Origin of the sequence: Streptomyces sp. ICC1 (genome assembly GCF_003287935.1) — a bacterium.
Classification (GTDB): Bacteria; Actinomycetota; Actinomycetes; order Streptomycetales; family Streptomycetaceae; genus Streptomyces; species Streptomyces tritrimontium.
In genome coordinates this window covers 7,011,063-7,023,864 of the sequence record NZ_CP030287.1, presented here as the reverse complement: position 1 = coordinate 7,023,864, position 12,802 = coordinate 7,011,063, and the positions used below count along the sequence as shown (strand labels likewise).

General features: G+C 74.6%; 8 protein-coding genes. 5 read left to right on the top strand and 3 right to left on the bottom strand.

The window, feature by feature from the left end:
• The first annotated feature begins 14 nt into the window (after nucleotides 1-14).
• Nucleotides 15-1,628 (top strand): biotin carboxylase N-terminal domain-containing protein, encoded by a 1,614-nt coding sequence (locus DRB96_RS32825; protein ID WP_275432041.1) that lies wholly within the window; start codon nucleotides 15-17, stop codon nucleotides 1,626-1,628.
• Here the strand turns inward: DRB96_RS32825 and DRB96_RS32820 are convergent.
• Nucleotides 1,517-4,147, bottom strand: a complete 2,631-nt coding sequence (locus tag DRB96_RS32820; protein WP_204357868.1) for an asparagine synthase-related protein — start codon at nucleotides 4,145-4,147, stop codon at nucleotides 1,517-1,519. The genes DRB96_RS32825 and DRB96_RS32820 overlap by 112 nt on opposite strands.
• 642 nt (nucleotides 4,148-4,789) lie before the next feature.
• Between DRB96_RS32820 and DRB96_RS32815 the strand changes: the two genes are divergently transcribed.
• The 4 genes from DRB96_RS32815 (at nucleotide 4,790) to DRB96_RS32800 (ending at nucleotide 10,160) form a co-directional block, all read left to right on the top strand.
• Complete coding sequence (locus DRB96_RS32815; protein ID WP_112451723.1) at nucleotides 4,790-6,430, top strand: sporulation protein; 1,641 nt, start codon at nucleotides 4,790-4,792, stop codon at nucleotides 6,428-6,430.
• Nucleotides 6,431-6,508: 78 nt separating this feature from the next.
• A complete protein-coding gene (gene lhgO / locus DRB96_RS32810) occupies nucleotides 6,509-7,708 on the top strand; it encodes an L-2-hydroxyglutarate oxidase (RefSeq protein ID WP_112453988.1) in 1,200 nt (399 codons plus the stop codon).
• 190 nt (nucleotides 7,709-7,898) lie between these two features.
• Nucleotides 7,899-8,729 (top strand): tRNA (guanosine(46)-N7)-methyltransferase TrmB, encoded by an 831-nt coding sequence (gene trmB / locus DRB96_RS32805; RefSeq protein ID WP_112451722.1) that lies wholly within the window; start codon nucleotides 7,899-7,901, stop codon nucleotides 8,727-8,729.
• Between the two features lie 117 nt (nucleotides 8,730-8,846).
• Entirely contained in the window at nucleotides 8,847-10,160 is a 1,314-nt protein-coding gene (locus tag DRB96_RS32800) for a PrsW family intramembrane metalloprotease (RefSeq protein ID WP_239516175.1), read from the top strand.
• Nucleotides 10,161-10,173: 13 nt separating this feature from the next.
• Here the strand turns inward: DRB96_RS32800 and DRB96_RS32795 are convergent, their stop codons facing one another.
• Nucleotides 10,174-11,208 carry a M23 family metallopeptidase gene (locus tag DRB96_RS32795; protein ID WP_112451721.1) on the bottom strand — a complete coding sequence of 345 codons (1,035 nt, stop codon included), beginning with the start codon at nucleotides 11,206-11,208 and terminating at the stop codon, nucleotides 10,174-10,176.
• Nucleotides 11,209-11,489: 281 nt separating this feature from the next.
• Nucleotides 11,490-12,662 (bottom strand): PP2C family protein-serine/threonine phosphatase, encoded by a 1,173-nt coding sequence (locus tag DRB96_RS32790; RefSeq protein WP_239517891.1) that lies wholly within the window; start codon nucleotides 12,660-12,662, stop codon nucleotides 11,490-11,492.
• Nucleotides 12,663-12,802 lie beyond the last annotated feature (140 nt).

Below are 12,802 nucleotides of genomic sequence, written 5' to 3'. Positions count from 1 at the left end.
TGAGGACCTCACTGATGTTCAGCACTGTTCTGGTCGCCAACCGGGGCGAGATCGCGGTCCGGGTCATCCGCACCCTGCGAGAGCTCGGCATCCGCTCCGTCGCCGTCTTCAGCGACGCGGACGCGGACGCCCGGCACGTACGCGAGGCCGACACGGCCGTACGGATCGGCCCGGCGGCCGCGGCCGAGAGCTACCTGTCCGTGGAGCGGCTCCTGGACGCCGCCCGGCGCACGGGCGCCGAGGCCGTCCACCCCGGCTACGGCTTCCTCGCGGAGAACGCGGCCTTCGCCGCCGCGTGCGCGCAGGCGGGCCTGGCCTTCATCGGGCCGCCGGCTTCCGCGATCTCCCTGATGGGCGACAAGATCCGCGCGAAGGAGACGGTGAAGGCGGCGGGCGTGCCCGTGGTCCCCGGCTCATCGGGCAGCGGGCTGTCGGACGCCGAACTGGTCGCCGCGGCCGAGAAGATCGGCATGCCGGTGCTGCTGAAGCCCTCGGCGGGCGGCGGCGGCAAGGGCATGCGGCTGGTCCGGGAGCCCGGGCTGCTGGGCGAGGAGATCGCGGCGGCACGGCGCGAGGCGCGCTCCTCCTTCGGGGACGACACGCTGCTCGTGGAGCGCTGGGTGGACCGGCCCCGGCACATCGAGATCCAGGTGCTGGCGGACGCCCACGGGAACGTGGTGCACCTCGGCGAGCGCGAGTGCTCGCTCCAGCGGCGCCACCAGAAGGTGATCGAGGAGGCCCCCTCGGTCCTGCTGACGCCGGAGCTGCGGGAGTCGATGGGCGCGGCGGCCGTGGAGGCGGCGCGCTCGTGCGGCTACGTCGGCGCGGGCACGGTGGAGTTCATCGTGCCGGGCTCCGACCCGTCCTCGTACTACTTCATGGAGATGAACACCCGCCTCCAGGTCGAGCACCCGGTGACGGAGCTGGTCACCGGGCTGGACCTGGTCGAGCAGCAGCTGCGGGTGGCGGCGGGCGCGGAGCTGGGCTTCGACCAGTCGGAGGTCCGGCTGACGGGCCACGCGATCGAGGCCCGCGTCTGCGCGGAAGATCCGGCGCGGGGGTTCCTGCCCTCCGGGGGCAGGGTGCTGGCCCTGTCCGAGCCCTCGGGCGGCTCCGTCCGTACGGACTCCGGGCTGACGGCAGGCGTCGACACCGGGTCCACGTACGACCCGATGCTTTCGAAGGTCATCGCCTACGGTCCCGACCGGGCCAGTGCGCTGCGCTTGCTGCGGGGGGCTCTGGCGGACACGGTGATCCTGGGGGTCCAGACCAACACGGGCTTCCTGCGCCGCCTGCTGGCCCACCCGGACGTGGTGTCCGGGGACCTGGACACGGGCCTGGTCGAGCGGGACCTCGCCGAGCTCCTCCCGGACGGCATCCCGGACGAGGTGTACGCGGCTGCTGCGCTGCTGGCCGGGGCTTCTTTCCCCCACCCCTCCCCCCCCCCAAACCCCGGGTCCCGCCCCGCCCCCCCTCCCCCAAACGCCCACCGGCCCCAAAGGGGGGGGATCCCCGCTTACCCCCCCACCTTCCCGCCCCCCCTGTGGGCGCCCCCCCGCAGCCGCCCCACCTTTCCCCCCCCCCGCCAAGGCACCCGCCGAGCTCCCCCCCAGCGCCCCGGCATGTGACGCAGATATCCACCCAGCCCTTCCACCCTCCCCCGACGCCCCCCGGCGCGCCCCCCGCTGCCCCCCCCCCCGCTGCTCATCGAGCGGCTCCCCACCGACTCCACAGCGCGCCCCGTGGCGTACCTGCACTCCTCTCTCTTATCCACCTCTCTCGCGCCCCCCCACCAAAATAGGGCTAGCAGAGGATGGAGAATGGAGTTGGTGGATGGCGCTAAGTGCGCAATAAGATTGGAAACAGCGGACATCAGTGGTTTTTTTTTTTTCAAGCAGAGGGCGGCATACGCGTTCATGCCTAGTCTCGTGGGCTCGGAGATGTGTATAAGAGCCGGGCCCAGCCAGAGTTCCATCGAGACGAGTTCCGCCAGGCCGTCCAGCGGGACCGGGCGGCCGTCCGCCGCGTCGAGGAGGGCCTGGCGGACGACCCGGGCTTCGATGAGGCCCGCGTCCGCGAGGAGGGGGGCGGTGAAGAGGGTCAGGAGGTCGGGGAGGGCCGCGCGCAGGCCCAGGCGGGTCGCCGATTCGTTCGGGGTGTGGGACGGGGTGCCCCACCCCGGGGGGAGTTCGCGGACCCCGGACGAGGACAGGATGGTGCGCAGGATCGCCGCCCGCGCGCCGGGCTGGACGCGCAGGTGGTCGGGGAGGGCGCGGGCGGCCAGTACGACCTGGTTGTCCAGGAACGGGGCGTGCAGGCGCTGGCTGCGGACCTCCACGGCCTGTTCGAAGACCCGGTGGTCGGCCGCGTGGCGGGCCAGGACGGCGCGGGCCCGGGCCTCCCCGGGCCGGAGGGAAAGCGGGGGGCGGCCCGCGGCCGCGGTGAGGCGGATCGATACCTCCGCCAGGGCTTCGCCCGTCAGCCAGGCCGCCGCCGGGCCCGGGCGGGACCAGGTCAGGGCCGCGAGCGACGCGTCCACCGGGGAGGCGGTGCCCGCGGCCGGGACCCCGTCGCGCAGGCGGGCCGCCGCCGCCTCCATGCCCGCGCGGTACGTCGTACGGGCCAGGCGGCGGGCCGCCGAGTACACGGTCAGGGGGACGAGGAGGGAGTCGGCGGGGGACGAGCGGGCCAGGGCCAGCGTCGGGCGCAGCAGGTGGCGCCGGCGGCGGTCGAGGAGGAGGTCGGCGAGCCGGGCGGGGTGGGCGTCGAGGACCTGGCGGGCTCCGTGCCCGGTGAAGTGGTCCGCGGAGCCGGCGGCGAGGCGGCGGCGCTCGCGCGCGGCGAAGACGAGGGAGGGGCCCGGTTCGTCGGTCAGCGGCCCGTCGAGGTCCGCGTACGGGAGGGCTTCCTCGGAGGCGGCCACGACCACGTGGTGCAGGCGGGGGTCGGCGGCGATGGCGTGGGCGCGTTCCAGTTCGGCCTCGCGGCCCTGCGGGGTGGCCAGGTCGTTGAAGGTGACCGCGAGGAGGCGTTCGCCGGTGCGGCTGAGGATGGTGCCCGGTGCTCCCGGGAGTCCTGCCGCGAGCAGGGCGAGGGTGGCGGAGGCGCTGCCGCCGGAGAGGTCGGCGCCCACTCCGGGGACGGGCGCGGGGGCGCCGCGGGCCGCGCGCCGGTCGGCGGGGCCCATTCCGGGGACGGGCCCGGGGTCGTGGACCGTGGTCTCGGGGGCATGGCGGGGAGCCGTGAGCCGGGCGCGCACCGCGTCGACCAACGCTTCCCGCACGCCCTCCACCGCGCGCTCGGGGTCGGCCTCGGCGGCGGCCACCGCGAGGGAGGCCACCGATTCGTACCCGGTGATCTCCCGTGAGCCCTCGCGCAGGATCAGCGCGTGCCCGGGCGGGATCCGGCGTACGCCGACGTACGGTGTGCCGTCGCCCAGCGCCTCCGGACTGTCGGGGCAGGCCAGCAGGGCGGCGAGATGGCCCACGTCGAGCTGCGCCTCGATCAGGTCGGCGAGCGGGAGGGCCGCGGTGGCGTACGCGGTTCCGCTCGCCCAGGGCGTGTAGAAGACGGGCCGGGCGCCGGCGAGGTCGCCGAGGACGGTGATGCGGCGGCCGGCCTGGACGACGGCGGTGTAGCTGCCGGGCCATTGGGTGAGGTGGCGCAGGGCGCCGCCGCGGGCGGCGTAGAGGGCGCGGCGCAGTTCTTCGTCGGTGGCGCCGCAGCAGCCGAGGACGACGAGCCGGGTGAAGGGGTCGGCGGGGTCGGCGGTGAGGGTGCGGATCTCGTCCGGGCGCCAGTCGCCGACGGCCCAGAGGGGGTCGGGGTCTCCCCAGAGCAGTTGGGCGCCCACGGGGACGACGGTGCGGTCGGCGTCGGGGGCGGCCGGGCCATAACCCGACGGGGTCTGGTCGGCGTCGGCGAGGCCGCCGCGGAGGGGGCCGTCGGCCCATCCGTCGGGGCCGGGGCCGGATCCGTACGGGCTGTGGCCGTAGCCCTGCCTGTGGTCCTGGCCGTAGCCCTGGCCCGAGCCGTATGCGCCCTGGCCGGAGCCTTGCGCGGCGTTCCGGGCGGAGCCGTTGCCCGCGACGCGTCCGGCCGTGCCGAAGCTCGCGGCGATACTGCTCCAACCCACCAACCAGCGCACCGCCGCCTCCCCAGCCCGTGGGCACCTGACCGGGGTACGAACGGCGCGGTCGGCTCTCTGGGCACGGCCGGCGGGACCCCGGGTGGCTCGGGGACCATGCTGCCACGAGACAGGCGTGCGAGAGTGGTTAAGGGGGGCGCACGTGCGAACGAACACGCCCCGGCCATGCGGTATTTGGCGTTCCGTTCCCACCGTCCCATAGGTCGCTTTCGGCCATTCTTCGGCCGCGACGAGGGCCCGCCGGACCCGTCCGGCGGGGTGCTGCGGGACACGGCGGAGCGCGGCCCGGGAGACGGCATCCGCCCCCCGGACCGTTCCGCCACCCGCGGGGATTGAGGCAGCGGCGTCCCCCGGCCCGCCTGATCCACGCGGCGGGCCGACCCACGCACCGCACATCGAATCGCCGGGCCCACGGAGCGGCCAGAGCGCACGGCCGGGCGCACGGCCACACGGGCGGAGCACGCGCTGACACGTGCGCCCCGGGCCCGGGACCCCGCCCGACTGTGCATACGGACAACAATCCCGCCATACGGAACAGGGGGCCTTAACGCTTGGGAGGCGGGGAACTACGCTGGGTTTACGAAATGCCGGGCGCCTATGCCCCGGCGGCGTATGCGTTCCGCGTGTGACGAGGGGTGGCGCATGTCCAGGGAGCTCCGCGAGCCCAATGAGAAGCTCGGCGCCGTCCTCGCCCTCGCGGGCATCAGCAATGCCGGGCTCGCCCGCCGGGTCAACGACCTCGGCGCGCAGCGCGGCCTGACACTTCGGTACGACAAGACGTCCGTTGCCCGGTGGGTCTCGAAGGGGATGGTGCCGCAGGGCGCCGCCCCGCACCTGATCGCGGCGGCCATCGGCGCGAAGCTCGGCCGGCCGGTGCCGCTGCACGAGATCGGGCTCGCGGACGCGGACCCGGCGCCCGAGGTGGGGCTGGCCTTCCCGCGCGACGTGGGCGCCGCCGTACGCTCGGCCACCGACCTCTATCGGCTCGACCTGGCCGGGCGGCGCGGTGGTGGCGGGATCTGGCAGTCGCTCGCCGGTTCCTTCTCGGTGTCCGCATACGCGACACCGGCCTCGCGGTGGCTGATATCTCCGGCCGACAGCTCGGTGGCGCGCGAGCCCGGACAGGCACCCGCCCCGGGGCAGGGACGGGCGAAGAACAGCGGGCAGAGCGGGCAGAACAATCAAGGCAGTGGTCAAGGGCACCATCGCTCGGCCTCGTCCCGCGCGACCGTGGCGTCGCGCGAACCGGTGCCGGGCGCGGCTCCGCCGGAAGGCCTTCCGGCGCCGCCCGGCGCCCTCGTCGGGGGTGTGCCCGCCCAGCCTCCGGGTGAAACGCCCTCCCCCGCCGGGCCCGACGCGGGCCCGCAGCGCGTGGGCCACAGCGATGTGACCAAGCTGCGCGAAGCCGCCGAGGACGCCCGCCGCTGGGACTCCAAATACGGCGGCGGCGACTGGCGTTCGTCGATGGTCCCCGAGTGCCTGCGGGTGGACGCGGCCCCGCTGCTGCTCGGCTCCTACACCGACGAGGTGGGCCGCGCGCTGTTCGGCGCGACCGCCGAACTGACCCGGCTGGCCGGCTGGATGGCCTTCGACACCGGGCAGCAGGAAGCGGCCCAGCGGTACTACATCCAGGCGCTGCGCCTGGCCCGCGCGGCGGCCGACGTACCGCTCGGGGGGTACGTGCTGGCCTCGATGTCGCTGCAGGCCACCTACCGGGACTTCCCGGACGAGGGCGTGGACCTCGCGCAGGCCGCCGTCGAGCGCAACCGGGGGCTGGCGACCGCCCGCACCATGAGCTTCTTCCGCCTCGTCGAGGCCCGGGCGCACGCGAAGGCCGGCGATTCCGCGGCCGCCGGGGGCGCGCTCAAGGCCGCCGAGAGCTGGCTGGAGCGGGCCCGGGAGGGCGACGCCGACCCGACCTGGCTCGGCTTCTACTCGTACGACCGCTTCGCGGCGGACGCGGCGGAGTGCTACCGCGACCTCAAACTCCCGAGGCAGGTAAGGCGTTTCACGGAACAGGCACTGTCCCGGCCGACGGAGGAGTACGTACGATCACACGGGCTGCGGCTCGTGGTGAGCGCGGTGGCCGAGCTGGAGTCCGGGAACCTCGACGCCGCGTGTGCGGCGGGTACCCGGGCGGTGGAGGTCGCGGGGCGGATCTCGTCCGCACGGACGACCGAATACGTACGGGACCTCCTGCACCGGCTGGAACCGTACGGGGACGAACCGCGCGTGGCCGAACTGCGCGAGCGGGCCAGGCCTCTGCTGGTGACCCCGGCATAGGCCCCGCGTCGCCCGGCTGTCAGTGGCGGGGTGCACTATGCAGGGGTGGGAGGTGTCAGTGTGGGCGGCGTGGGCAGCATGGGCAGGGTGGACTGCGATGTGCTGGTGATCGGCGGCGGAATCGTCGGCCTGTCGACGGCGCATGCCCTCGCGGGGCTCGCTCCGGGGACGCGCGTGGTCGTCCTGGAGAAGGAGGCCGGCCCGGCGCGGCACCAGACGGGCCGCAACAGCGGCGTGATCCACAGCGGGATCTACTACAAGCCCGGATCGCTCAAGGCGCGCTTCGCGGTGCGCGGGGCGGCCGAGATGGTCAAGTTCTGCGCGGAGCACGACATCCCGCACGAGGTGACGGGCAAGCTCATCGTCGCCACCGAGCGGGACGAGCTGCCGCGCCTGCACGCGCTCGTGCAGCGGGGCCGGGAGAACGGCATCCCGGTGCGGGAGCTGGGGCCGACGCAGATCGCGGAGTACGAGCCGCAGGTGCGCGGGCTCGCCGCGATCCATGTCGGGACCACCGGGATCGTGGACTACGGGCGGGTCGCGGAGCAGCTGGCGGAGTCCTCCGGGGCGGAGATCGTCTACGGCGGGGCGGTCGAGCTGATCTCGCGGCGCGCGTCGGGCATCGCGGTGCGGACGAGCACCGGCCTGGTGGTGCGGTCGCGGATCCTGGTGAACTGCGCGGGACTCCAGTGCGACCGGATCGCGCGGCTGGCCGGGGACGACCCGGAAATGCGGATCCTGCCGTTCCGGGGCGAGTACTACGACCTGGCGCGGCCCGAACTGGTGCGCGGCCTGGTCTACCCGGTCCCGGACCCGGCGTTCCCCTTCCTCGGCGTGCACCTGACGCGGGGCATCGGCGGCGGGGTCCACGTCGGGCCGAACGCGGTGCCGGCGCTGGCGCGCGAGGGGTACGGGTGGGGCGTGGTGCGGCCGCGGGACCTCGCGGACGAGCTGGCCTGGCCGGGATCCTGGCGGATGGCCGCGCGGCACTGGCGGTACGGGGCGGGCGAGGTGCGGCGGTCGCTGTCGAAGGCGGCGTTCGTCGAGGCGGTACGGCGGCTGCTGCCGGCGGTGCGCGGGGAGGACCTGGTGCCCGCGGCGGCCGGGGTGCGGGCGCAGGCGGTGCTGCGGGACGGGACGCTGGTGGACGACTTCCTGATCCGGGAGGGGGAGCGGACGGTGCACGTGCTGAACGCTCCGTCGCCGGCGGCCACCGCTTCGCTGCCGATCGGGCGGGAGATCGCCTCCCGAGCGCTCACCGCGCTGCGCGCGGCGTAGGACCGGGGCGGCCCGGGCTCGGCTGCGGGGGCGAGGGGTCGGGCTGCGCCCGGACCCTCCTGGGGCTCCGCCCCAGACCCCGCGCCTCAAACGCCGGCGGGGCTGGAATTGCGGCCCCGGGCCTCGGGCTCCGGCGGGGCTGGAAGCGCGACCGGGCGTGGTTGTGGGGCGGGCGTAGAATCCGGGGATTGTGTCTGAGTCATCGAGTCCCCAGAATCCCGCCTCCCAGCCCGCGCCGGAGGCGGCCGGAACCTACACGCCCCCGAAGTGGCGGACCGAGCCGCGGTTCCCCGACGGGCCCGCGCCCGATCCGGCCGGCTCGCACCACGAGCGGCGGATCCGGAGCTTCCAGCCCCGGCGCAGCCGGGTGACCACCGGGCAGGGCGAGGCCCTGAAGCGGCTCTGGGGCACCTGGGGACTCGACATCGACGGGCACCACGTCATCGACCTGAAGCAGATGTTCGACGGGCTTCCCGTCGTGCTGGAGATCGGCTTCGGCATGGGCGAGGCCACCGCGCAGATGGCCGCCGCCGACCCCGGGACCGGGATCCTCGCCGCCGACGTGCACACGCCCGGCCAGGGCAACCTGCTCGCGCTCGCCGAACGCGGCGGGATGACCAACGTCCGCGTCGCGAACGGTGACGCGATCATCCTGCTCCGCGAGATGCTGCCGCCCGACTCGCTCGCCGGGCTCCGCGTGTACTTCCCCGACCCCTGGCCCAAGGCCCGCCACCACAAGCGGCGGCTGATCCAGCCCGAGTTCCTCGCGCTGGCAGCCACCCGCATGGCACCCGGGGCGATCCTGCACTGCGCGACCGACTGGGAGCCGTACGCCGAGCAGATGCTCGAAGTACTCACCGCCCAGCCGGAGTTCGAGAACACGCAGGCCGACGGGGGCTACGCGCCCCGGCCCGACTTCCGCCCCCTCACCCGTTTCGAGGGGCAGGGGCTCGACAAGGGCCACGTCGTACACGACTTGCTCTTCCGGCGCATCGACAACGCCGACAACAAGGGGAACTGACCCGACGTCACTCCCCGTGTCGGAGTCGCTCGGTAGAGTCATCGCGTGCTCCGAGCGACAACCCGGCTGTCCCGTGCGGTCCGTGCGGTCCGTGCCGTCCGTGCGACCCGTGTACCCATGTGCGTGCTCGTCGTGCTGCTCGCCGGCTGCGGCATCTCGATCCTGGAGCTCGTGCGGGAGCAGACCGGCACCCCCGGGTTCTTCGTCGGGCTCGGCCTGGCCCTGGTGCCGGTGCCGCCGCTCGTGGCGGCGTTCCGGTGGGTGGGCCGGGCCGCACCGCATCCGTGGGCGCAGCTGCTGTTCTGCTTCGGCTGGGGAGCGTGCGCGGCGGCGCTGATCGCCATACTGGCCAACAGCTTCGCCACCCGGTGGATAGCCGCGGCCACCGCCGATCCCTCCAACGCCGACCAGCTCGGCTCGGTGGCCATCGCCCCGGTGGTCGAGGAGAGCGCCAAGGCGGCCGCCCTGCTGCTGGTGTTCCTCTTCCGAAGACGCCAGTTCACCGGCCCCGCCGACGGTTTCGTGGTGGCCGGATTCACCGCCACCGGCTTCGCCTTCACCGAGAACATCCTCTACCTCGGCAACGCCTTCGACGAGGACGCGGAGAGTGGCGCCGGGGTGCTGGACTCGGTCACGGCGGCGACCTTCTTCGTCCGGATGGTCATGTCGCCGTTCGCGCATCCGCTGTTCACGGTCTTCACCGGCCTCGGTTTCGGCGCGGCCGCGCTCGCCGCCCGCCGCTCGCGGCGGGCCGGGCTGCCGCTGCTCGGCCTGGCCGCCGCCATGGGCCTGCACGCGCTGTGGAACAGCTCCTCCGACTTCGGGGAGTCCGGCTTCTACGTGGTCTACGGCTGCGTGATGTTCCCCTTGTTCGGGCTGCTGGCGTGGCTGGCCGTGTGCATACGGCGCCGGCGCCTGCGGGCCGTCGCCGGGGAGCTCGCGGTGTACGCGGCCGCCGGCTGGCTGGGCCCCGCCGAGGTCCCCGCGCTGGTGTCCATGCCGGCGCGGTCGCTGGCCCGCGAGCTGGCCCGGAGCACGGGCGGCCGTCCGGCCGGGCGTGCGGTGGCCCTGTACGAGGCCGACGCGGCGGCCCTGGCCCTGCTGCGGCATCGGGCGCGCAGCCGGGGACCGGCGCGCGAGCCCGACTTCGCGGGCCGGGAGCGGGAGTTGCTGCACCGGCTCTGGCTGCGCCGCGCCACGGCGGGACCGGCCCTGTCGCGGGCGGCGGTGCTGGAGGAGCTGCTGCCGCCCTGGTTCGACCCGCTGGACCACCGGGTCCCGGTGGAGCGGCCCGCGCTGGCCGGCGTACCGGCTCCGCGGGACCACCGCGCTCCGCGAGACCACCGTGCTCCGCGAGACCACCGCGATGCGCGGGACCACCGCGATGCGCGAACCGGGGCCGGGCCCGAACCCTGCCCGGACAGGTCTTAGGCCGTCGTACGGCTCAGACGTTCAGGCCCTTCGACGTCAGCCAGGCCAGCGGGTCCACCGTGGAGCCGCCCTGGCGGACTTCGAGGTGGAGGTGCGGGCCGGTGACGTTGCCGGTGGCACCGACCCGGCCGATGGTGGCGCCCGCGGCGACCGAGCCGCCGGTCACCGACATCGAGGACAGGTGGCAGTACCAGACCTCGGTGCCGTCGGGGAGTTCGAGCACGATCCGGTACCCGTACGCGCCGGACCAGCCGGCCGAGGTGATCTTGCCGGCGGCGACGGCCTTGACGGGGGTACCGGTGGGGGCGGCGAAGTCGAGGCCGGTGTGGTGGCCGGAGGACCACATGGAGCCGGCGACCCCGTAGTGCGAGGTGAGGGTGTAGGCCGAGGTGGGCAGGGCGTAGCCGCCGGCCGCCTTGGCGGCGGCCTCCTGGGCCTTGGCCTCGGCGGCCGCCTTGGCCTCCTGAAGCTCGCGCTCCTCCTTGGCCGCCGCTTCGGCCGCCGCCGCTTCGGCCGCCTGGCGGGCGCGCTCCTGGGACTCGCGGGCCTCCTTGGCGGCGGCCTCCTGGGCGACCCGCTCCGACTCGGCCTGCTCCTGGGCGGCGGCCGCCTCCTGCTGGTTCTCGGCCTGCTGGAGGATGCGGCTGCGCAGCAGCTCGCCCGCGTCGGACCGGCGGTCGGCCTGGCGCGGGAAGAGCCCGGTCCGGGCCGCGGCGTCCGGGCCCGTGCCCTCGCGTCCCGCCGCGTCGGCGGTGGCGGCGTCGTCCTCGCCGCCGAGCACGCCGGGCAGGGACGGCAGGGAGGGGAGGGATATGGCGACCTGGGGACGGTCCTGCGCGGTGGCGATGCCGCTCGCGCCGACCGCCGCGATGACGCCGACGCCGAGGACGGTGGAGGAACGGGCCAGTCCCCCGCGCTGCTTGAGCACGCGGTGCTTGCCGCGCGGCGGGCGGGCCGAGTCCTCGGTGGGGTTCCATTCGCCCCAGGCTCCGGCGGTGGGCGGCTCCTGGACTTCGATGCCTTCAGGGGCAGGCGAGTTGGAGGCCACCGGGGCACACTCCTCATGAAGTCCACGCACACGGCGCCGTCTCTTGCGACGGCTGGGACGACCGCGCTGCGTTATCGAACGGTAATAGAAGAAGGGGAGTGATTCCAAGCAGTTGCGATTGATCGTTAACGACAATCAGCCACCCACTGAACTGCTCTGGCCAGGACTTATGGCCGCACTCAGGGATCAACTCGGGCAAAAATCGGCCGACTCGCCCACCCCTCCCGCCACATCTTCACATTGACGGTCTGTCAGCAATCTCGCTGAGCGCGCCCCTGCGGTCACGCTCCGTCCCCTCGCGGGACCACCGGGACCGTCCGCCGCCGCTCCGGCTGCCCCTCGGCGGGCCGGGCGAGGGCCAGCAGCGCCATGTCGTCCGTCGCCCCGCCGCGCGTGTGACGGCGGACATCGCTGCCGAGCGCGCTCAGCAGTTCGTCGGGCCCGGGGAACACCCGGCCGCGCAGCCGGGCCGCCGGATCGTAGAAGACCCCGGCCCCGTCCCGGGCCTCGGTCAGCCCGTCCGTGTAGAGGAGCAGCGTCGCCCCCGCCGGGAACTCCCACTCCTGCACCCGGTCCGGCCAGCCGCCCAGGTCGCCCATGCCCAGCGGCAGCGCCGGGTCGGTGGGCGCGAGCACCACCAGAGCGCCGTCCGCGTGCAGCAGCAGCGGCTCGGGGTGGCCCCGGTTGACGAGGCGCAGGACGCCCGCGCCCGACGGGATCTCCCCGAGCACGCACGTCGTGAAGCCCTCCACCGCGTCCAGGCTGTCGCGCCGGTTGCCCTCGCGGGCCAGCGCCCGCTCCAGCCGCTGCGCCACCCCTTCCAGTGTGGCCTCGCTCTCCGCCGCCTCCCGGAACGCGCCGAGGACCACGGCGACGGCCTCGACCGCCCCGAGCCCCTTGCCCCGGACGTCGCCCACCGCGAGGCGGACCCCGTACGGGGTGTCCTGGACGGCGTACAGGTCGCCGCCGATGAAGGCGTCCGCCTGCGCGGCCTCGTAGGAGGCGCTGACGTGCAGGCCCCCGATGCGTTCGGCGGGCGTCGGCAGGACGGCGCACTGCGCGGCCTCGGCGATCCCGCGCGCCGAGGCGAGCTGCTCGGTGCCGCGCCGCACCACGACGTTGATCAGCGTGGCCAGCCCGGAGACGGTCAGGACGGTGGCGAGCTCGGTGAGGGCCTCCACCTTCACGGTGGTGCCGTTGTAGAGGTGCAGCAGGACCACGGCGAGCGTGGCGAGCACCCCGGTCAGCACGGTCCAGCGGAGCGTGAACAGCGGGGCGGCGATCAGCGGGGCCGCGGAGAAGAAGGGGGAGCCCGTGAAACTGGGCGGGGTCAGGACGTCGAAGGCGAAGCCGACCGCGATCAGGGTGACCGGGAGCATCTTGACGACCCGGCGGACCACGGGGCTGCCCGCGACCGCGCCGAAGAAGCGCTCGCTCCTGCCCTGCCGGCCCAGCCCCGCCACGCTGCTCTCCTGCCGCCCGGTCCCTCGCACGGGTGCGGGCCGCCGTCGCCTCGCCCCCCAAGGCTGGCGGCCGGAGGGCCCGTCCGGCCAGCCGGGCGGGACCGTTCGGGTGCTGTCTCTTATTCACATCT

What these genes read in the sequence shown, in the direction of transcription:
- DRB96_RS32825 (WP_275432041.1), top strand. Translation starts at nt 15, where the DNA reads ATGTTCAGCACTGTTCTGGTCGCCAACCGGGGCGAGATCGCGGTCCGG.
- DRB96_RS32815 (WP_112451723.1), top strand. Translation starts at nt 4,790, where the DNA reads ATGTCCAGGGAGCTCCGCGAGCCCAATGAGAAGCTCGGCGCCGTCCTC.
- lhgO (WP_112453988.1), top strand. Translation starts at nt 6,509, where the DNA reads ATGGGCAGGGTGGACTGCGATGTGCTGGTGATCGGCGGCGGAATCGTC.
- DRB96_RS32800 (WP_239516175.1), top strand. Translation starts at nt 8,847, where the DNA reads ATGTGCGTGCTCGTCGTGCTGCTCGCCGGCTGCGGCATCTCGATCCTG.